15 protein-coding genes are annotated in these 20,630 nt (G+C 35.5%); 1 reads left to right on the forward strand and 14 read right to left on the reverse strand.

Going from position 1 to position 20,630, the window contains the following annotated elements; translation table 11 throughout:
• From JHL15_RS20115 to rplK, 9 genes are all read right to left on the reverse strand, one after another.
• Nucleotides 1–843, reverse strand: a complete 843-nt coding sequence (locus JHL15_RS20115; protein WP_200248748.1) for a DUF5777 family beta-barrel protein — start codon at nucleotides 841–843, stop codon at nucleotides 1–3.
• A gap of 130 nt (nucleotides 844–973) precedes the next feature.
• A complete protein-coding gene (locus tag JHL15_RS20120) occupies nucleotides 974–1,624 on the reverse strand; it encodes a Crp/Fnr family transcriptional regulator (protein WP_200248750.1) in 651 nt (216 codons plus the stop codon).
• Between the two features lie 283 nt (nucleotides 1,625–1,907).
• Entirely contained in the window at nucleotides 1,908–2,216 is a 309-nt protein-coding gene (locus JHL15_RS20125) for a DUF3467 domain-containing protein (protein ID WP_089027859.1), read from the reverse strand.
• An 84-nt stretch (nucleotides 2,217–2,300) separates the two neighbouring features.
• Nucleotides 2,301–6,566 carry a DNA-directed RNA polymerase subunit beta' gene (rpoC, locus tag JHL15_RS20130; RefSeq protein ID WP_200248753.1) on the reverse strand — a complete coding sequence of 1,422 codons (4,266 nt, stop codon included), beginning with the start codon at nucleotides 6,564–6,566 and terminating at the stop codon, nucleotides 2,301–2,303.
• 86 nt (nucleotides 6,567–6,652) lie between these two features.
• Entirely contained in the window at nucleotides 6,653–10,474 is a 3,822-nt protein-coding gene (rpoB, locus tag JHL15_RS20135; protein WP_200248755.1) for a DNA-directed RNA polymerase subunit beta, read from the reverse strand.
• Nucleotides 10,475–10,976: 502 nt separating this feature from the next.
• Entirely contained in the window at nucleotides 10,977–11,342 is a 366-nt protein-coding gene (gene rplL / locus JHL15_RS20140; RefSeq protein WP_200248758.1) for a 50S ribosomal protein L7/L12, read from the reverse strand.
• A 48-nt stretch (nucleotides 11,343–11,390) separates the two neighbouring features.
• The gene (gene rplJ / locus JHL15_RS20145; RefSeq protein WP_200248760.1) at nucleotides 11,391–11,990 is read right to left on the reverse strand and encodes a 50S ribosomal protein L10; all 600 of its coding nucleotides are present in this window, start codon (nucleotides 11,988–11,990) and stop codon (nucleotides 11,391–11,393) included.
• Nucleotides 11,991–12,007: 17 nt separating this feature from the next.
• Complete coding sequence (gene rplA, locus JHL15_RS20150; protein WP_200248762.1) at nucleotides 12,008–12,700, reverse strand: 50S ribosomal protein L1; 693 nt, start codon at nucleotides 12,698–12,700, stop codon at nucleotides 12,008–12,010.
• An 11-nt stretch (nucleotides 12,701–12,711) separates the two neighbouring features.
• Nucleotides 12,712–13,155, reverse strand: a complete 444-nt coding sequence (gene rplK / locus JHL15_RS20155; RefSeq protein ID WP_089027865.1) for a 50S ribosomal protein L11 — start codon at nucleotides 13,153–13,155, stop codon at nucleotides 12,712–12,714.
• Nucleotides 13,156–13,355: 200 nt separating this feature from the next.
• On the opposite strand from rplK, the gene JHL15_RS20160 reads away from it, so the two are divergent.
• Nucleotides 13,356–15,215, forward strand: a complete 1,860-nt coding sequence (locus JHL15_RS20160) for a BspA family leucine-rich repeat surface protein (RefSeq protein WP_200248764.1) — start codon at nucleotides 13,356–13,358, stop codon at nucleotides 15,213–15,215.
• A 68-nt stretch (nucleotides 15,216–15,283) separates the two neighbouring features.
• Here JHL15_RS20160 and JHL15_RS20165 read toward each other — a convergent pair whose 3' ends face one another.
• The 5 genes from JHL15_RS20165 to nusG all read right to left on the reverse strand — a co-directional run bounded on the left by JHL15_RS20165 (nucleotide 15,284) and on the right by nusG (nucleotide 20,615).
• On the reverse strand, nucleotides 15,284–17,611 hold the full coding sequence (locus tag JHL15_RS20165) for an FG-GAP-like repeat-containing protein (protein WP_200248766.1): 2,328 nt from the start codon (nucleotides 17,609–17,611) through the stop codon (nucleotides 15,284–15,286).
• Nucleotides 17,612–17,757: 146 nt separating this feature from the next.
• Complete coding sequence (locus tag JHL15_RS20170; protein WP_200248768.1) at nucleotides 17,758–18,426, reverse strand: hypothetical protein; 669 nt, start codon at nucleotides 18,424–18,426, stop codon at nucleotides 17,758–17,760.
• A gap of 7 nt (nucleotides 18,427–18,433) precedes the next feature.
• Nucleotides 18,434–19,081 (reverse strand): hypothetical protein, encoded by a 648-nt coding sequence (locus tag JHL15_RS20175; RefSeq protein ID WP_200248770.1) that lies wholly within the window; start codon nucleotides 19,079–19,081, stop codon nucleotides 18,434–18,436.
• 14 nt (nucleotides 19,082–19,095) lie between these two features.
• The gene (locus JHL15_RS20180; RefSeq protein WP_200248773.1) at nucleotides 19,096–19,728 is read right to left on the reverse strand and encodes a hypothetical protein; all 633 of its coding nucleotides are present in this window, start codon (nucleotides 19,726–19,728) and stop codon (nucleotides 19,096–19,098) included.
• Nucleotides 19,729–20,072: 344 nt separating this feature from the next.
• A complete protein-coding gene (nusG, locus tag JHL15_RS20185; RefSeq protein ID WP_200248777.1) occupies nucleotides 20,073–20,615 on the reverse strand; it encodes a transcription termination/antitermination protein NusG in 543 nt (180 codons plus the stop codon).
• Nucleotides 20,616–20,630: the final 15 nt, after the last annotated feature.

Raw genomic sequence — 20,630 nt, forward strand, 5'->3', positions numbered from 1 at the left:
TTAAAAAACTCTATAAAGATTAAACCCAAAATAAATATGTCCTTTCCCCCAGTTTCCAACTGCATTGGAAAGATATCCTATATCTGAATTGAGCTGTGAATTACTAAATACCAATTGGAAAACGTGTCCCCCCGTTTCTATATCCATTCCAACGGACAAAGGATTTTTATAAAAACTATGGTTATCAAAATTTACGAAGTACTCCGCGTTTACAGAGATTCTTTTGGAAATTTTATAACGTCCGCCAAGTCCTGTGAGGAACTGATTTTTATCTTCAATATTAGGCTCGTATAAGTTTTTATGAATGTAAGAAGGAGTCAGCTGTAAGGAAAGTTTATCATCAAACCTTCTTGAAATTAAAGCCTGAGTAAGATAAGAAAGTCTGTCTCCAAAATGAAGATTTGGATAATTATCCTTATCTAAATCTGTATTCAAAGCCAGTACATTATATCCTACGACATCTACCGGAAAACTTTCATTTTGCTTGAGAAGTTTATACTTGGCACCTAGTTCGAATGTTTTCTGGTTAGTTTCTCTGGATAAGTTTAAAGATAACCAATCGGTTACTCCGTAGATAGCTCCTAATTTGGTAGAAGCATCATCTAAACCAAAGAAATTTTTGAATCCGGTACTGATATCACCAAAACGGTGTGCTACCACTATATACCATTCATTCTTGGCAGCTAATTTGGTAGATTGCCCTGTGACGATCTGTAAAGCCTTAAAGGCAGGTTGAGAATTTTCAGTGTTTGTTTTAATAGTGTCGATATCTTTCAACAGATCTTCCTGCGAATAAGCAAGAGTTGAAGCTAACATCGACAAAAATAAGAGAGTTTTTGTCATACAAATTTTTATAAATAATTAGTATGGCAAACTTATAGAGTTATGATTTCAAAAGTGCGTGATAAAAGTCACCTAACAAATTGTATTTATCAATCACTTCATAAAAAATAACTATTAAAAACAATTTTTATTAGACCTGGCTAACATTTTCATTAATAGCTATTCTTATTCCCTCTTTACTCTGATAGATTTCTCCCTCATTTTCAATTTTTTTAAGAACCCTGCTTACAACCTCTCTGGAGGTTCCCAGATTACTGGCAATCTCTCTATGCGTTAACTTAATAGGATGATTTCCTGTTAAAGTAATCTGCTGTTTGATATAGCTTAATACTCTTTTATCCAATCTGTGGAAAACAGCCTCATTAACCATATTCATTACGTCTATAAATCTTTTATCATATTCCTGATAAAAAACCCTATTAATTCCGGGAAAGCGAATCAACCAGTCGTGCATTACAGAAACCGGAATTAACAATACCTCTGAATCTTCTTCAGTGATTGCATAGATCTTACTGATATAATTGCTGAAAATAGATGAAAAAGTCATTACACAACTTTCATTGGGTCTTACATAATAGTAGATCAGTTCCCGCCCGTCATTCAGGCAGTAGACTTTTACAGATCCTGTAATCATAAAAGGGATAAACTTAATTTTTTCTCCTTCACTGATCAATTCAGTCTTTGCTTTAATCTTATCTGTAATACCATATTGATGAACTTCATTTATAAAATCCTTTCCCAAAAACCCAAATTTATTGTTAATAAATTGATGATCTATCATATATTATATCAAATTGTAAGAAGCAAATATATAAAATGCATTTTTGAATAAATGTTAAATTTTCAGCAAGAGTATTAAATTTGCGAATATTTTACTTTATTTAAAATCATAATAAATAAAAAATTCTTTATTGATTAAAATTAAATAAAATAACTCTTTTATTTGGATTACCTATAGTAGCATTATAGTCGGAATGAAAGCCAGTGACTATTTTGATTTGAACTCAGGACAAAAAAAATGCCTCAATAAAAATTGAGGCATCTTGATTTATGTAAGAAAAATCTTATGCTTGTACATTATTACCTCCTAAAACGAAAGGCTCAACTTCTTTGATTTCTCCAAATTGCTGCTCGTAGTTAGCGATGTTTTGTTGAAGAGCAGATAATACTCTCTTAGCGTGAAGAGGAGCAAGAATAATTCTTGATCTTACTTTAGCTTGTTGAACACCTGGCATTAATTGGATGAAATCCACTACAAATTCAGATGGAGAGTGGTTTACTAATGCTAAGTTAGCATAGATCCCAGCAGCTACCATTTCATTTAATTCGATGTTGATGTTTCCGTCTTGTGGATTTTGATTTTGATTGTCCATGTTTTCTTTAAATATTTTTGTTTAAAAAGTTTCAGGCCTCTAATTTAAAATTTAAACTTGAATCCTGAAACTTTTATATACATTTTAGTTGATATCTTCGAATTCTTTTTTAGAACCTACGATAACATTCTGATACTCTTTAAGACCCGTACCTGCAGGAATTCTATGTCCTACAATTACGTTCTCTTTCAGACCGCTTAAGAAGTCAATTTTCCCAGCTACTGCTGCTTCGTTAAGAACCTTAGTTGTTTCCTGGAACGATGCCGCAGACATGAATGACTTAGTTTGAAGAGCTGCTCTTGTAATACCTTGAAGTACAGGTGTTGCTGTAGCAGGTAAAGCTTCTCTTACTTCAACTAAAGCCTGATCTTCACGCTTCAATTTAGAGTTCTCATCTCTTAATTCTCTTGCAGTAATCATCTGACCTGGTCTGAATTCTTTAGAATCACCAGCATCTACAACTACTTTAAGACCAAATACTCTGTTGTTCTCTTCTAAGAAATCGTATTTATGTTCTAAAGCTCCTTCAAGGAATTGAGTATCACCTCCATCAACGATCGATACTTTGGTCATCATCTGTCTTACGATAATTTCAAAGTGCTTATCATCAATTTTCACCCCTTGTAGACGGTAAACTTCCTGAATCTCATTTACCAGATATTCCTGAACCGCAGTTGGACCTTTGATTCTTAAGATATCGTCTGGAGTAATAGATCCATCAGAAAGTGGAGAACCAGCTCTTACGAAGTCATTCTCCTGAACCAGGATCTGATTAGAAAGTTTTACTAAGTAAATTTTTCTTTCTCCGGTCTTAGCCTCTACAATAAGTTCACGGTTACCTCTCTTAATTTTTCCGTAAGAAACTACCCCATCGATTTCTGTAACAACCGCTGGATTTGAAGGGTTTCTTGCTTCGAATAATTCGGTTACCCTTGGAAGACCTCCGGTGATATCCCCTGCTTTTGCAGATTTTCTTGGGATTTTGATTAAGACTTTACCAGCCTTAATTTTCTCACCATCATTAACCATTAAGTGGGCTCCTACCGGTAAGTTGTAAGCTCTTTGCTCAACACCTTTAGAGTCTACCACCTTCAAGGTAGGTACGGCTTTCTTATTTCTAGATTCAGAGATTACTTTCTCTTCGAATCCTGTCTGTTCGTCAATTTCCAGTTGGAATGAAATACCTTGGATGATATCTTCATATTCTACTTTACCAGAAGTTTCTGCAATGATAACCGCGTTATACGGATCCCACTTACAGATAACGTCACCTTTCTTCACTTTATCACCTGGTTTTACAGCTAATACTGAACCGTAAGGTACGTTAGCTACCATTAATGGTGTTCTTGTTTCGTTGTCAGCAACCAATCTAAATTCAGTAGAACGAGATACCACAACTTCAGCAGTGTTACCATTTTCATCTTCAGAAGTAATTGTTCTTACTTCATCCATTTCAACGATACCATCTCTTCTAGCAATGATTGAAGGATTCTCAGATACGTTACCTGCAGTACCTCCTTGGTGGAAGGTTCTCAATGTTAACTGAGTTCCTGGTTCACCAATTGACTGAGCACCAATTACCCCTACTGCTTCACCCATGTGGATTACTTTACCAGTAGCAAGGTTTCTACCATAACATTTAGCACAGATACCTTTCTTAGCTTCACAAGTTAATGGAGAACGAACTTCAACAGCTTCTAATCCTGTTTCTTCAATTTTCTTAGCTAACTGCTCGTTGATGATCTGATCTGCTTCAGCGATTAATTCATCTGTTTCAGGATCATAGATGTTATGAAGAGAAACTCTACCTAAAATTCTTTCAGATATTTTCTCAACGATCTCATCATTTTTCTTCAAGGCAGTAACTTCTGTACCTCTTAAAGTACCACAATCTACTTCTGTAACGATAACGTCTTGTGCAACGTCTACCAATCTTCTTGTCAAGTAACCTGCATCGGCAGTCTTAAGAGCGGTATCCGCAAGACCCTTACGTGCACCGTGGGTAGAGATAAAGTACTCAAGGATCGAAAGACCTTCCTTAAAGTTTGCAAGGATCGGGTTTTCGATGATCTCCGCTCCGGTAGAACCAGCTTTTTGCGGTTTTGCCATCAAACCTCTCATCCCTGATAACTGACGGATCTGTTCTTTAGAACCCCTCGCCCCAGAATCAAGCATCATATATACAGAGTTGAATCCACCTTGATCGGTCTTCATTCTGCTCATGATCATTTCAGTTAATCCAGCGTTCGTGTTTGTCCAAACGTCAATTACCTGGTTATAACGTTCTGTGTCTGTAATAAGACCCATGTTATAGTTAGCTCTAATCTCATCTACAGTACCGATTGCCTGAGCAACCATTTGTTTCTTCTCAACAGGAACTACAATATCCCCAAGTGAGAATGAAAGACCTCCTTTAAATGCGTTTGAATAACCCAAGTCTTTCATTGCATCAAGGAATTTAACAGTTGTAGGGAAATCTGTATCAGCAAGGATTTTACCAATAACATTTCTCAATGACTTCTTAGTTAAAAGCTCATTGATATATCCTACTTGTTTAGGTACAATTTGGTTGAATAAAATTCTACCAACAGATGTTTCAATTAATCTTGTTACTAATTCTCCATCTTCTTTAACCGGTAGTCTACATCTTACCTTAGCATTTAAAGAAACTTTTCCTTCTGCATAAGCAATTTCTGCTTCCTCAGGAGAATAGAATGCCAACCCTTCACCTTTCACTTTCATATCTTCTGTAGAACTCAATTCTTTGGTCATGAAATAAAGACCAAGAACCATGTCCTGAGAAGGTACCGTAATTGGAGAACCGTTAGCCGGGTTCAAGATGTTTTGAGAACCTAACATCAATAACTGAGCTTCAAGGATCGCTTCAGGACCTAATGGTAAATGTACCGCCATCTGGTCACCATCGAAATCGGCATTGAAGGCCGTTGTTACTAATGGGTGTAGTTGAATTGCTTTACCTTCGATCATCTTAGGTTGGAAAGCCTGGATACCTAGTCTGTGAAGAGTAGGTGCTCTGTTCAATAGAACAGGGTGACCTTTCATCACATTTTCCAGGATATCATAAACTACAGGTTCTTTTCTATCAATAATTCTTTTTGCAGATTTTACTGTTTTTACAATACCTCTTTCAATTAGTTTTCTAATGATAAATGGTTTGTAAAGTTCCGCAGCCATATCTTTAGGAATACCACATTCGTGAAGCTGTAAGTTTGGACCTACAACAATTACCGAACGCGCAGAGTAATCTACCCTTTTCCCTAGTAAGTTCTGACGGAAACGACCTTGCTTACCTTTCAATGAATCAGAAAGTGATTTCAATGGTCTGTTTGATTCAGATTTTACTGCAGAAGATTTTCTTGTATTATCGAATAATGAATCTACAGATTCCTGAAGCATACGCTTCTCGTTTCTTAAGATTACTTCAGGAGCTTTGATCTCCAATAATCTTTTCAAACGGTTGTTTCTGATAATAACTCTTCTATAAAGGTCATTTAAGTCAGAAGTCGCGAAACGTCCTCCATCCAATGGAACCAATGGTCTTAATTCTGGTGGAATTACAGGAAGTACACGCATAATCATCCACTCTGGTCTGTTGATCATTCTTGTATTAGCACCTCTTAATGCTTCTACAACGTTCAATCTTTTCAGAGCTTCAGTTCTTCTTTGTTTAGAACCTTCATTGTGAGCTTTGTGTCTCAAGTCGAAAGACAATGCGTCAAGATCAATTCTCTTTAATAATTCCTCAACAGCTTCAGCACCCATTTTAGCGATGAATTTGTTTGGATCAGAATCATCAAGATATTGATTCTCAACCGGAAGAGTTTCCATGATATCAAGATATTCTTCTTCTGTTAAGAATTCCATTTTATCAAAATCAGAACCATCCAATTTCTTAGCAATACCTTGTTGGATCACAACATATCTTTCGTAATAGATAATCATATCCAATTTCTTGGAAGGAATACCTAAAAGGTAACCAATTTTGTTTGGTAAAGAACGGAAATACCAGATGTGAGCGATAGGCACAACTAAGTTGATGTGTCCGATTCTCTCTCTTCTTACTTTCTTCTCCGTAACTTCAACCCCACAACGGTCACAAACGATCCCTTTGTAACGAATTCTCTTGTACTTACCACAAGCACATTCGTAATCTTTAATAGGACCAAAGATTTTTTCACAGAACAAACCATCTCTTTCAGGCTTATGCGTTCTGTAGTTAATAGTTTCCGGTTTTAAAACTTCACCTCTTGAATCCTGAAGAATGGATTCGGGAGAAGCTAAACCGATGGTTATTTTATTAAATCTACTTGATTTATTTTTATTTGACATTGTTTTATTTTTAGATTAAAAGATTAAGAGATGTGAGATGTGAGACTTTTTAGTCTCTTTTCTCGTGTCTTAAAGTCTCTTGTCAATTATTCTTCAAGTCTTACATCAAGTCCAAGACCTTGTAACTCGTGAAGTAATACATTGAATGATTCCGGAATACCTGGTTCAGGCATAGATTCACCTTTTGCAATCGCTTCATAAGTTTTCGCTCTACCAATCACGTCATCTGACTTCACAGTCAAAATTTCTCTCAGGATATTTGATGCTCCGAATGCTTCAAGAGCCCAAACCTCCATCTCTCCAAATCTCTGACCTCCAAATTGAGCTTTACCTCCTAATGGCTGCTGAGTAATCAATGAGTAAGGACCAATTGAACGTGCGTGCATTTTATCATCTACCATGTGTCCTAGTTTCAACATATAGATTACCCCTACTGTTGCAGGCTGAGTAAATCTTTCTCCAGTACCACCATCATAAAGGTGAGTGTTACCGAATTTTGGAAGATTTGCTTTCTCAGTATACTCAGTAATCTGCTCAAGACTAGCTCCATCGAAAATTGGTGTAGCGAACGTCATTCCTAATTTCTGACCAGCCCATCCAAGAACTGTTTCATAAATCTGTCCGATGTTCATACGAGAAGGTACCCCTAGTGGATTCAATACGATATCTACTGGTGTTCCGTCTTCAAGGAATGGCATATCTTCTTCACGAACGATTCTAGACACGATACCTTTGTTACCGTGACGTCCTGCCATTTTATCCCCTACGTTTAGTTTACGTTTCTTAGCGATATAAACTTTAGCCAACTTCATGATACCTGCAGGAAGTTCATCACCGATAGAAATTGCAAATTTCTCACGGTTTTTAACTCCTTGGATATCGTTGAATTTGATTTTATAGTTATGAATCAATTGTTTGATCAATTCATTTTTATCATTATCAACAGTCCAATCTGCACCGCTTACGTTTACATAATCTTCAACTGAAGTCAATAATTTATGAGTGAACTTCACACCTTTTCCGATGATTTCTTCATCAAGATCGTTGTGAACTCCTTGAGAAGTTTTACCACTTACAAGTGTATTTAATTTTTCAATTAAAGTATTTCTCAACTCATCAAACTTAGCCTTGTAAGTGTTTTCAATTTCTTCAAGTTTAAGTTTCTCTTCAGTTCTCTTCTTTTTATCTTTAATGTTTCTAGAGAACAATTTTTTGTTGATAACAACACCTCTCAATGAAGAATCTGCTTTTAATGAAGCATCTTTTACATCACCAGCTTTGTCACCGAAAATTGCTCTAAGAAGTTTTTCTTCAGGAGTTGGGTCAGATTCACCTTTAGGTGTGATTTTACCAATCATAATATCACCAGGCTTCACTTCAGCACCAATTCTGATCATACCGTTTTCGTCAAGATCTTTAGTAGCTTCTTCTGAAACGTTTGGAATATCTGCTGTCAATTCTTCCATACCTAATTTGGTATCACGAACTTCAAGAGAATACTCATCCACGTGGATAGAAGTAAACCAGTCTTCACGAACAACTTTTTCATTGATTACGATCGCATCCTCAAAGTTGTATCCTTTCCAAGGCATGAACGCAACCACTAAGTTTCTACCGAGAGCTAATTCTCCATTTTCAGTAGCATAACCATCACAAAGAACTTGTCCTTTTTCCACTGTTTCACCAATTCTTACATTTGGTCTTAGTGTAATCGTTGTACTTTGGTTGGTTTTTCTAAACTTAGTTAGGTTATATGTTTTAGTAGCAGATTCGAATGATACAAGATCTTCATCATCGCTTCTTTCATATTTAATAGTGATCTTATCAGCATCAACGTACTCTACAGTACCTGTACCTTCAGCATTGATCAAAATTCTAGAATCTCTTGCAACTTGTTGCTCAAGCCCTGTACCAACGATTGGAGCCTGTGGCTTCAATAGAGGAACGGCCTGACGCATCATGTTAGATCCCATCAACGCACGGTTCGCATCATCATGTTCCAAGAATGGAATTAACGAAGCTGAAATACCAGAAATCTGGTTTGGCGCAACATCGATTAGGTTAACCTGAGATGGTTCAACTACCGGATAATCTCCGTCTAGTCTTGCAATGATTCTATCAGTAACGAATTCACCGTTATCATTCAACTCAACGTTTGCCTGAGCAATTACTTTGTCTTCTTCGTCCTCTGCATTCAGATAAATAGGAGCGGCACTAAGATCAATCTTACTGTCTTCTACTTTTCTATATGGAGTTTCGATGAAACCAAGGTTGTTGATTTTTGCATAGATTCCTAAAGAAGAAATCAAACCAATGTTTGGTCCTTCCGGAGTTTCGATTGGACAAATTCTTCCATAGTGAGTATGGTGAACGTCACGAACCTCGAAACCTGCTCTTTCTCTTGATAGACCACCAGGCCCTAGTGCAGATAATCTTCTCTTGTGAGTGATCTCTGATAGTGGGTTGGTTTGGTCCATAAACTGAGAAAGCTGGTTGGTACCAAAGAATGAGTTAATAACAGATGTTAAAGTCTTAGCATTAACAAGATCAAGTGGAGTAAAGATTTCGTTATCTCTAACGTTCATTCTTTCTTTGATCGTTCTTGCAATTCTTGAAAGACCTACACCGAACTGTCCTGCTAATTGCTCACCAACAGTTTTAATTCTTCTGTTTGATAAGTGGTCAATATCATCAACCTCCGCTTTAGAATTTACCAATTCGATCAAGTGTCTTACAATCGCAATGATATCTTCTTTTGTAAGAACTTCAGTTGTTGTAGGGATATTAAGACCTAACTTTTTGTTCAATCTGTAACGTCCTACTTCTCCTAATGAGTATCTCTGCTCAGAGAAGAATAATTTTTCAATAATTCCTCTTGCTGTTTCCTCATCTGGTGGATCTGCATTTCTTAACTGACGGTAAATATATTCTACTGCCTCTTTTTCAGAGTTAGTAGGGTCTTTCTGTAATGTATTCTGGATGATAGAGAATTCATTGCTGTTTTCTTTGTGGATCAAGATCGATTTCACACCAGCATCAAGAATAAGATCTAAATGTTCTTTTTCAAGAATAGTTTCTCTGTCTAAGATAATTTCATTTCTTTCAATAGAAACAACCTCACCAGTATCTTCGTCTACGAAATCTTCGAACCAAGTGTTCAATACTCTCGCAGCCAATGTTCTTCCTTCTACTTTCTTAAGCGCAGCTTTAGAAACTTTCACTTCTTCCGCAAGGTCAAAGATCTGAAGGATATCTTTATCAGATTCAAATCCGATAGCTCTTAATAGAGTTGTTAATGGTAACTTTTTCTTACGGTCAATATACGCATACATTACGCTGTTGATATCCGTAGTAAATTCCATCCAAGATCCCTTAAAAGGAATAATTCTTGAATAATACAATTTAGTTCCGTTAGCGTGGTAAGTCTGTCCGAAGAATACACCAGGTGAACGGTGCAACTGCGTAACGATAACTCTCTCAGCACCATTGATGATGAAAGATCCACTAGGAGTCATATAAGGAACTGGTCCTAAATATACATCCTGAACTACTGTTTGGAAATCCTCATGCTCAGGATCCGTACAATACAACTTAAGTCTTGCTTTAAGAGGAACTGAATACGTTAAACCTCTTTCTACACACTCGTCGATTGAATAACGTGGAGAATCTACCAGATAATCTAAGAATTCCAATACGAATTGGTTTCTTGAATCTGTAATTGGGAAATTTTCCTGGAAAGTCTTATGCAGACCTTCTTTTTTCCTGTCTTCAGGAAGGGTATCAAGCTGGAAAAACTCTTTAAAAGACTCTAATTGGATGTCCAAGAAGTCTGGAGTAATAATTTTTCCTTTCGCTGATGAGAAATTAACTCTCTGATTCCCCCTAGTTGTTAATGTTGTTTTACTCATAAAACTTTTAAGAAGGGTTAAAAAATATTTTGATTTACAAAAAATATCAGAAGAAGACTACAAGAGAAAGAGATAAGATAAAGACCATTAGATGTTTGGCGCTATCAGAATTGGTTTTTATTCTTTATTCTTTGTTCTTACTTTCTAATTCTAACTGCAACACTGGTATATCTTTTCACAGCGTAATGCAAAATATTTTTAATACTTTTGAGGCAGAAATACCGCAATATCCATAAACGTAAAATCCCTTTCATTAGAATGAAAGAGCTGATTTATAATATTTTACAGATTTATATACAATTATTAGCGCCAAAAGAGGAGCAAAGATACAAAAAGTTATCCACATTCACAAGATTTAATGTACAATGTATTGATGTAAAATGTATTATTGATTTCTATGGGATACTTCATCCTAAATCACTACAAAAAAATAACTTCAATGTTCTCCATAAAAAAAGCCTGAACAATTTGTTCAGGCTTCCTATTTTATTGGTAAAATGAATTATTTTACTTCTACTTCAGCACCAGCTTCTTCTAATTGCTTCTTAAGAGCTTCAGCTTCGTCTTTAGAGATACCTTGCTTAATAGCAGCAGGAGCTCCGTCTACGATATCTTTAGCTTCTTTAAGACCAGCACCAGTTAAATCTTTTACTAATTTAACGATAGCTAATTTAGATGCACCTGCAGACTTAAGAATTACATCGAATTCAGTCTTTTCTTCAGCAGCATCTCCACCACCTGCAGCAACTACTACCGCAGCAGCAGCTGGCTCAATTCCGTACTCATCCTTAAGGATAGTAGCTAATTCATTTACGTCTTTTACTGTTAAGTTTACTAGCGTTTCAGCTAAATTTTTTAAATCTGACATTGTTGTAATGTTTTTTGTTGATTATTTTATTTAATTTTTTGAGTCTAATTATTCAGCACTTGGAGTTTCTTCAGTGCTTTCTGCTGCAGGAGCTTCTGGAGCCGCTTCAGCAGGAGTTTCTTCAACAGCAGGTGCAGCAGCTACTTCTTCAGCTTTAGCTTCTACTGTTTCAGGTTTGTTTTGAAGAGCAGAAACAACTCTTTGAATTGGAGACTGAAGTAATCCGATGATTTCACCGATCATTTCTTCTCTAGACTTGATGTTAGCCAACGCATCTAGGTTATTGTCACCAACGAAGAAAGTTTCCTGAAGGTAAGCTGACTTTAAAGATGGCTTCTCTTCTTTCTTTCTGAACCCTTGGATTAATTTAGCAGGAGCATTTGCAGTTTCTGAAACCATCAATGCTGAATTCCCTTTGAAAGTCGGGAACATCTCAGAGTAATCTACTCCTTCGATTTGCTCCATTGCTTTTTGTAAAAGTGTATTTTTTACAACTTTTACTTTGATGTTTTGTTTGAAAGCCTGTCTTCTGAAATCTGAAGACTTAGCAGCGTTCAATCCTTGTAAATCTGCTACGTATACTACTTTTGCATCCTGAAGCAAATCTTTGATCTCTTGTATTGCTACAACTTTTTGGTCTTTTGTCATTGTCTTAAGGATTTATATTAGTTTACAGATTTAGTATCAATTGCAATACCCGGGCTCATAGTAGAAGATAAATAAATACTCTTTACATATGTACCTTTAGCAGCAGTTGGCTTCATTTTGATCAATGTCTGGATTAATTCCTGAGCATTTTCTTTGATTTTAGCAGCATCGAAAGATACTTTACCAATACCTGCATGGATAATACCATATTTATCTACTTTGAAATCAATTTTACCTGACTTCACTTCAGTTACTGCTTTACCAATTTCCATTGTTACAGTTCCTGATTTAGGGTTAGGCATTAAACCTCTTGGTCCTAATACTCTACCTAATGGTCCTAATTTACCCATAACAGCTGGCATAGTAACGATAACGTCAACATCAGTCCAACCATCTTTGATTTTTTGTAAATATTCATCAAGACCTACATAATCAGCACCAGCTTCTTTAGCTTCAGCTTCTTTATCTGGAGTTACAAGAGCTAATACTTTAACATCTTTACCAGTTCCGTGAGGAAGAGATACTACACCTCTTACCATTTGGTTTGCTTTTCTTGGATCTACACCCAATCTAACAGCGATATCTACAGAAGCATCAAACTTTGCAGTGTTTACTTCTTTTACAAGAGCTGAACCTTCATCAAGGTTATAAGCTCTTCCTTTTTCTACTTTGCTTAAAGCTTCCTTTTGCTTTTTTGTTAATTTTGCCATTTCTCTAAGTTTTAAGCGTTAGTTGGTTTTGCTCCTGTTACTCTCAATCCCATAGATCTAGCAGTACCTGCAACCATAGAAAGAGCAGAGTCTAATGTAAAACAGTTAAGGTCTACCATTTTATCTTCTGCGATTTTCTTCACTTGATCCCAAGATACAGAACCTACTTTGTTTCTGTTTGGTTCTCCGGAACCTCCTTTAATTTTTGCAGCATCCATTAACTGAATTGCAGCTGGAGGAGTTTTAATTACGAATTCAAAAGATTTGTCTTCGTATACAGTAATTACTACTGGTAAAACTTGACCAGGCTTATCCTGAGTTCTTCCGTTAAATTGTTTACAAAACTCCATGATGTTTACACCGGCAGAACCTAATGCAGGACCTACTGGTGGAGACGGGTTTGCAGCCCCTCCCTTCACCTGAAGCTTTACCATTTTAAAGACTTTTTTAGCCATTTCTTGTTTTTTTAATTTGAATAATTAATGAGTTTGGAAGCATTTATTATTCAGCAGGTTACCGCACTCACATATAGCAAACCTACTTTTCGGACTGCAAAATTATAAAATATTTTTGAAATAGCAAATGGAATTGACTGATTTTTAGAAAGTTTTTACATAATATTTTTTTTATATACATTTAGAGAAAGTAAAAATCCATGAAAACTAAATTTACATTTTTTTGTATTTTTTTTATATTTTGCTCTGCTATTCGCGCACAAAACGAGTTCATCACAATATGGAAACCTAGCAACACAGGCTTCCTTCCTACACAAAGCACATCTACTCAAATTTATTTTCCCGGAACAGGAACCAATTATACAATATATTGGGAAGAAGTAGGCTATCCAAATCATAATGCAACGCTTACTAATGTAACAACAGTTTTTAGTATTCCACTATTAATTGATTTCGGAACGCCATCTAATCCTGTTGCAAGTAATGCAACCTACACTTTAAAAGTAAGTCAGGGAAATGGGAATTTCAATCGTATCTGTTTTTATGGACCTGTAGGAACTCGTGGAGACAGTCATAAAATTATGAATGTAATCCAATGGGGAAACACACAATGGTCGAGCATGGAAAGAGCATTTAATTATTGTACAGATATGGATGTCACAGCTACGGATATCCCGATTTTGAATAATGTTACAAGTATGTTGGGAATGTTTGCCGGATGCTATGAACTGATCGGTAACTCCACTTTTAGCAATTGGGATATATCAGGAGTAACTGATTTATCACAAAGTTTTTATTTTGCTAAAAAATTCAATCAGCCTATCAGCAGTTGGAATACCTCTAACGTCACTGATCTTTCAAGCATGTTTGTACATGCTCTCCTATTTAATCAGCCAATAGGAGTTTGGGATACTACTAAGGTAACTAATATGTCAAATACTTTTCAGGCTACCGACCTCTTTAATCAACCTCTTGCCAATTGGGATACTTCAAAAGTTACGAACATGAATGGGATGTTTTTAGACGCACTAGCGTTTAATCAACCAATTGGAAATTGGAATACCTCAAAAGTAGAAAATATGGGTAATATGTTTTCCGGTACACTCATGTTCAATCAGCCTATCAGTAACTGGGATACCTCTAAAGTAACAGATATGCAAATTATGTTTAACCAGACGGGTAAATTTAACCAACCCATTGGAAACTGGAATACTTCAAAGGTGACCAATATGTTAGGTATGTTTCAGGAAAGCCAGGCATTTAACCAGCCTATCGGGAATTGGGATACTTCAAAGGTAATAAACATGGCTCAAATGTTTAGTAAGGCAAGTAAATTTAATCAACCTATTGGAGACTGGAATACCTCACTCGTAACCAATATGTCAGCTATGTTCTATGAAAACCAAGCTTTTAATCAGCCTATTGGAAATTGGAACACTTCAAATGTTACCAATATGTTTTATATGTTTAATCATAATTCTACTTTTAATCAACCTATTGGTAATTGGAACACCTCTGCAGTGACCGACATGCGCTATATGTTTAATAATGCGACCGCTTTCAATCAGAACTTAGGAAATTGGAAATTATCTTCCTCTCCTCAGGCTAATTTTATGCTGGACTTTTCAGGAATGTCTTGTATTAATTATGATTCGACTTTAGCGGGTTGGGCAAATAATCCCACCATATCTTCAAATTTGACTTTAGGTTCTGCAGGATTAGTCTACTCTTCTCCATCAGCAGTATCTGCAAGAAATACTTTGATTAATAATAAAGCCTGGTCAATCGTTGACGATTCTTATAATGCAGCATGTAATATATTAGCTACCGCTGAGATCAATAAAACAAATTTGACCATCTATCCAAATCCTGTGAAGAATACTCTATTCTTTTCTGAAGAATTAGTAAAGGTTGAAATTTATTCCATAGATGGGAAGCTTTTAAAAAGAAGTCCAAAAGGAAAAAACATTGATATGTCTGAATTACCCAAAGGAGTATACATTTTAAAAGCTTCGGATCATCTAGGAAATATATTATCTGAAAAAATTATTAAAGATTAAAGTCGTTTATTCTATGTACTTAGTTCTTTATGGAAACAACATAAATTAGCATACAGTCATCTTAACCTCTAATTTAAAGTAATTAGGTTTTCAGTATTGACACCACAACGAAGAAGTGTAGAATTTAATTGCACTACTTTTAACATTACTCCTTCCCCTGGCCCAAGCTCAGGAATTGTAATTGTTGTTTTATTTGTAACATGATTAAATGTCCTATTTATAGTAACAAAACTATTGTTAGGAGATACATAACTATCTACTCTTGGAGAAATTGAAGAGCTTTGATAAGCTCCTTCCAAAGTTAATTTAGTAGACAAAGCACTTGCAGAAAGATCTTTGTTAACAATCCAAATATAAGAATCAGTAGTTGTGGTATTATTCTGTTGAAACAGACCTACAACTATATTATTATTACTGACGTCCGTAATTACCCCAGTGAAATTTGAAGTTATTAATTCATCAGAACTAAAAGGACGTCCTTGATTCATATAAGTATTACTCTTATGTAATGTGGTAATATAGTCTGTAGTTAATACCACTGGACCCACTACCTCTTTAATATATTTGTTAACCTTTTGAATAGATGCGTAATGAGCTGTATTACTTTCAAATCCATTCATATAAGACCAGTAAAGTAATCCTTTCGCACCATAAGCTATCGCCGATGAAGTAAGAAATTTTAATTTAGGTTCATAAGGCTCCGGTGCATAATCTTTATTAGATTGAATTACAAACCAAAATGGCCTATCATTACCTAATTTCTCTTTGAAAACTCTCATATTATAAAAGTAATCTGCCCGAAAAGGTATATTATTTTCAAATGGGTAATAATCATAGGATACAAAATCTGTCCTATTTTCATTGATATACTTATCCAGATAACTTTCATAACTGACATCATCAGCAAAAGAACCGTATCTCGGAAATAAATTATAAAAAGTAGGCTGCTGTGTATAGTTGGTATTAAAAAAACTAGTCCATTTTTTAACATTATTCAGGTCCCCTATTTGAGGTTCATCACCAAGAAATATTCCCATTATAGCCTGATCTAATCCGGTCGGCAAATTATTTTTAAAAGCATCCAAGAATTCTTGTTTATAGCCTGGTAAGGAATCTGGATCTAGTTTTGATGCTATATTGTGGCCTGATAATAATACTTTAAGTGAGCTTTTTTTAGCGAGATCCAGATATGTATATATCCTGGCGTAGTTATCTGGAAAGAACATTACTTCCGGATTCACGATGAAGTCTATATTGGCATTTTTTATTTTTTGAAACTTTATAAGATCATTATTGTAATAAGGAGCTGATGGACCGACTAAGTAATTATAATCTGCGTTACCCCAGTTCCATTGCCCAATCTTAGCATGTTCATTCCAGCCCGAATAGTTGGTTTGACTCCCTACAATCTCTGAATAATCGATCAACCAAGTCCCGGTTTCATTTACTTTTAGACTTAGATCAGCGCGCCCATCACCGTTATAATCTGCAGGAAGTGGCTGAGTAGTATTATCTCCATATTCAGGTAAAGTTGTCTTATCCCAAGCTGTATCAAAATGACCGAGAGCATCTGCATAATTTATCTTCCACACTTTATTCTCCCGTACAGCTAGATCTACTCTACCATCTCCATTGTAATCTGCGGGAACCGGAATAGAAGCCGCATCTCCATACATAGATGTTGATATATAATCCCAACCATTAAAACCACCATTCTCTTGATAGTAATCAATTAGCCATTGCCCATTATCAGTCTTCACGGCTATATCGGTAGCTCCATCCCCATTATAATCTGCGGGTACAGGATGGGCTTCTGTTCCTCCATACTGGGTAAGAATCACATCCCAGCCAGTGAAGCCATTATTTTTAGCATAATAATCAATAAGCCAACGCCCATCATCTGTCTTTGCCGCTATGTCAGTGTATCCATCCCCATCATAATCTGCTGGCACAGGATGGTAATGCTCATCACCATAGTTAAAAGACAATGTTACATCCCAACCTCCAAGACCATTAACAGCATAATAATCTATTAGCCATGCTCCAGAATTGGTCTTCACTGCAAGATCCATGTGCCCATCACCATCGTAATCACCTGGTACCGGAATAGCTTCCAACCCGCCGTATTGAGGCAAAATCTTATCCCATCCATTAAAACCTCCAACTTTAGCATAATCAATTAACCAGTATCCGCCAGAAGTTTTCACACTTATATCAACCATTCCATCATTATCATAATCCGCGGGAATAGCAACAAAGTTGGCGTCCATATCTGGTGGAGACCACACCCCTATCAGAAAATTATTTTGAGACTGTGCTGAAGTATATATAAAACTTCCTACAATTGATAAAATTAACAGAAAAGGCCTTATCAATAAAGCATATTTATTTTTCATATTATTAATTTTTTTTGTTTATCTAAATATAATAACATTTAAAAATCAATAATAAATAATTTTAATTAATATGTACCAAATAGAATATAAACAGAAGAAAGTCATACCCTATGACATGACTTTCTTATTACTATTATTCTTTCTGTCTAAAAACCAGATGGTTTATTAATCGTCTTTCCAGATCCATCTGTCCCACCGAGGTCAGAATTAATATCACCAATGTTTTGTTTTGTGATTAATCTTTTGTAAACCATTAAATAAAACTCTACTGTAAAGTTATTATATGTTCTGGTTGGATTAGATGAAGTAAAGGCTATTAATTTACTATTTGTAAATCCTGCTCTTAGATGCCATGTTCCATTGCTTTTAAAAGCAACCACGTTCGGGGATCCTTGTGCATTATCATTAATCCCATTATCGCCATAATCTAATGCAACGCTGGTTGAGCCATCATTTAGTTTAAAAGAATAATTATGTACTGTTACTAAAAAGTCATTAGCATTTATTTTAGTATCGTAATCGGTAATTCCTGAAGCAGAAACTCCTGTTAGATTGAGCTTAATATAATTAAACAATCCACTGCTTTCCAAATTTGGATCGTATATCTGTAATGAATTTTGAGAAGTTGCTAAAAAATGTCCTCCTGTTGAAGTCGGTTCTCCCGGATTTCTCATATACAATGAATTGGTAAAGGAATCACCGTTTACGTCTAAGGTTTCTTTAGGAGTTGTAGTTTTGATCCCAACATTTCCTGACTGAGCTTGCATAATCATTCCCATACAAGCCATAATAATGATATAAATTTTTTCTTTCATAATTTTTCTATTGAAGCCCAGCAGGCGTGTTTGTTGATATTCCTGAATACCCAGGAGAAGCTGAAGCGGAAACAGATCCGGTAAAAGTACCCCAATCCTTGATCAGAGATCTCTCATAGACATTTAAAGTAAGTGACCATGTTCCATTTTTCGAAGACACTGTACCAGCACCCTTAAAAGCAAGGTTAATACCATGATAGGTATTACCACCATTCGTTACTTTTGTGATTTCAGTGGAATAAGCACCGTATGATTTGGGAGTCGTTGACGTATTAGCAGCTGAAACAGCATCAGTAAAAACAGCACCTGTTATGGCAACTACATATTTATTGACATCCAATCCTGTATTCAGGTTAACTACTTCATCTTGTTTTACATTGGTCAAAACAACATTATAAGTATTAACAGGAGCAACATCTCTTAAAGAAATATCCAACATTTTAACTTTACCAACAGGTGTTGTATCCTTTGATCGGGTAAGAAGAAAGTAATTTCCTGTTGCCGGTGAGTTGGTAGTATCTATTATGTAGGATTCTACCAATGTCCCTCCCACAACATCTAAAGTTCCTTGTGGTGTAGTTGTATTAATTCCTACTTGAGCCTTAATGCCAATGAGCGCATAAGCCATAAAAAATAATATGGTAATTTTTTTCATTATGTGAATGTTTTTTATTGAATTAAAGGAGAGGCTGCAGCACCAGTAGTGGAAGCGGCCATCGCTTGTGTTTTATTGATTTCTTTTGCGTAAGCTCTATCGAATACTAATAAATTGAGCGTCCATACTCCCGCAGGTAAATTAGCAGCCGGAGCAAAACCCTGATAGTCTGCTTTCAATTTCCAGGTTCCTGAATTATAATAAGCATAAATTTGAGGTACTGGTGTTATCCAATCCGGACTATTTGTTCTTACAGGCTGCGTAAATCCAAATGAAGAAATAACAACAAGAAACTTATCAGAGTTAATTTTTGTGTCGTATTGATTTACCCAGTCTTTATCGCTTGGATCACAAGTTATCTTATATTGAATAAGGTTAATGGGTGCAGGAGAATTGGGTACAAAAGAATCGTTATAAGCGGTAATTTTGTTTTCAGGAGCAGGTGATTTAATGATAAAGGTGTAGTTTTCATTAGAACCTAGCTTTTCGATTGGATCTTTAAAAAACATACCAGACGTTTTCATTGTCCCGTTTACGGATAGTTCTTTTTCAGGCGTTTTAGTATTAATACCAACTTTACCAGTAACCTGAGCATTCATCAGTGCAATAGTACTTGTACAAAGTACTACCGAAATAATTTTTGTCATTGAAATAGTGTTTAAATTCTGTGTTTTAAAATAGCATCATAAGAATCCCAAAGCATGTATTTTAATCTTGGTATAAGATTAAAAATCAGAATATTAGAACTCATTTATGTTTTCTGAGCATATAGTTTACAAGAAACATGCCAGACATAAAATATTTTTTTATCTAAAAATTTCGTTCTAATTAAATTACTAGCGGAAACAAGCCTTCACACGGCAAAAATTAAATAACAAAAAACATTCTAAAACAAAATATTTTATTATTCGTACACAAATAAATTTCGGTTTGAAGCAAAAAAAACACTCTATAAAATATAGAGTGTTTTTTATATTATCTGAAAGTATTTTTATACTTTTTCTACTTGCATATAGCTTAACTCCATTGGAGTTTTTCTACCAAAGATTAAAACTGAAACTTCAATCTTCTTCTTATCTTCAAGAATTTTTTCAACTGTTCCGTTGAATCCGTTGAAAGGACCATCGATCACTTTAACGTTTTCACCCACTACAAATGGAATTTCAAGGTCAGTTGCAAATTCTGATAGTTCATCCATTCTTCCAAGCATTCTGTTCACCTCAGATTTTCTCATCGGTACAGGATCTCCTCCTTTGGTTAAACTTAAGAAAGATATTACACCTGGAATGTTCTTAATAACGTGAGGTATCTCTCCCATTAAATCTGCTTCAACCATTAAGTAACCAGGATAGTAAGGTCTTTCTTTAGGAACTTTCTTACCATTCCTTAGTTGAATAACCTTTTCCATAGGAATAACCACTTGAGTAACATACTGCTCAAAGCCTAGACGTTTGATTTCTGTCTCAATATAGTTTTTCACTTTATTTTCCTGTCCGCTGATAGCTTTCAGCACATACCATTTCAATTCGCTCATTATGGGAAAATACTT

Origin of the sequence: Chryseobacterium paridis (genome assembly GCF_016595215.1) — a bacterium.
Taxonomy (GTDB): Bacteria; Bacteroidota; Bacteroidia; order Flavobacteriales; family Weeksellaceae; genus Chryseobacterium; species Chryseobacterium paridis.

Bases quoted from the DNA above. Each gene is read 5' to 3' on its own strand.
- JHL15_RS20115 (WP_200248748.1), bottom strand. From the start codon at position 843: ATGACAAAAACTCTCTTATTTTTGTCGATGTTAGCTTCAACTCTTGCT.
- JHL15_RS20120 (WP_200248750.1), bottom strand. From the start codon at position 1,624: ATGATAGATCATCAATTTATTAACAATAAATTTGGGTTTTTGGGAAAG.
- JHL15_RS20125 (WP_089027859.1), bottom strand. From the start codon at position 2,216: ATGGACAATCAAAATCAAAATCCACAAGACGGAAACATCAACATCGAA.
- rpoC (WP_200248753.1), bottom strand. From the start codon at position 6,566: ATGTCAAATAAAAATAAATCAAGTAGATTTAATAAAATAACCATCGGT.
- rpoB (WP_200248755.1), bottom strand. From the start codon at position 10,474: ATGAGTAAAACAACATTAACAACTAGGGGGAATCAGAGAGTTAATTTC.
- rplL (WP_200248758.1), bottom strand. From the start codon at position 11,342: ATGTCAGATTTAAAAAATTTAGCTGAAACGCTAGTAAACTTAACAGTA.
- rplJ (WP_200248760.1), bottom strand. From the start codon at position 11,990: ATGACAAAAGACCAAAAAGTTGTAGCAATACAAGAGATCAAAGATTTG.
- rplA (WP_200248762.1), bottom strand. From the start codon at position 12,700: ATGGCAAAATTAACAAAAAAGCAAAAGGAAGCTTTAAGCAAAGTAGAA.
- rplK (WP_089027865.1), bottom strand. From the start codon at position 13,155: ATGGCTAAAAAAGTCTTTAAAATGGTAAAGCTTCAGGTGAAGGGAGGG.
- JHL15_RS20160 (WP_200248764.1), top strand. From the start codon at position 13,356: ATGAAAACTAAATTTACATTTTTTTGTATTTTTTTTATATTTTGCTCT.
- JHL15_RS20165 (WP_200248766.1), bottom strand. From the start codon at position 17,611: ATGAAAAATAAATATGCTTTATTGATAAGGCCTTTTCTGTTAATTTTA.
- JHL15_RS20170 (WP_200248768.1), bottom strand. From the start codon at position 18,426: ATGAAAGAAAAAATTTATATCATTATTATGGCTTGTATGGGAATGATT.
- JHL15_RS20175 (WP_200248770.1), bottom strand. From the start codon at position 19,081: ATGAAAAAAATTACCATATTATTTTTTATGGCTTATGCGCTCATTGGC.
- JHL15_RS20180 (WP_200248773.1), bottom strand. From the start codon at position 19,728: ATGACAAAAATTATTTCGGTAGTACTTTGTACAAGTACTATTGCACTG.
- nusG (WP_200248777.1), bottom strand. From the start codon at position 20,615: ATGAGCGAATTGAAATGGTATGTGCTGAAAGCTATCAGCGGACAGGAA.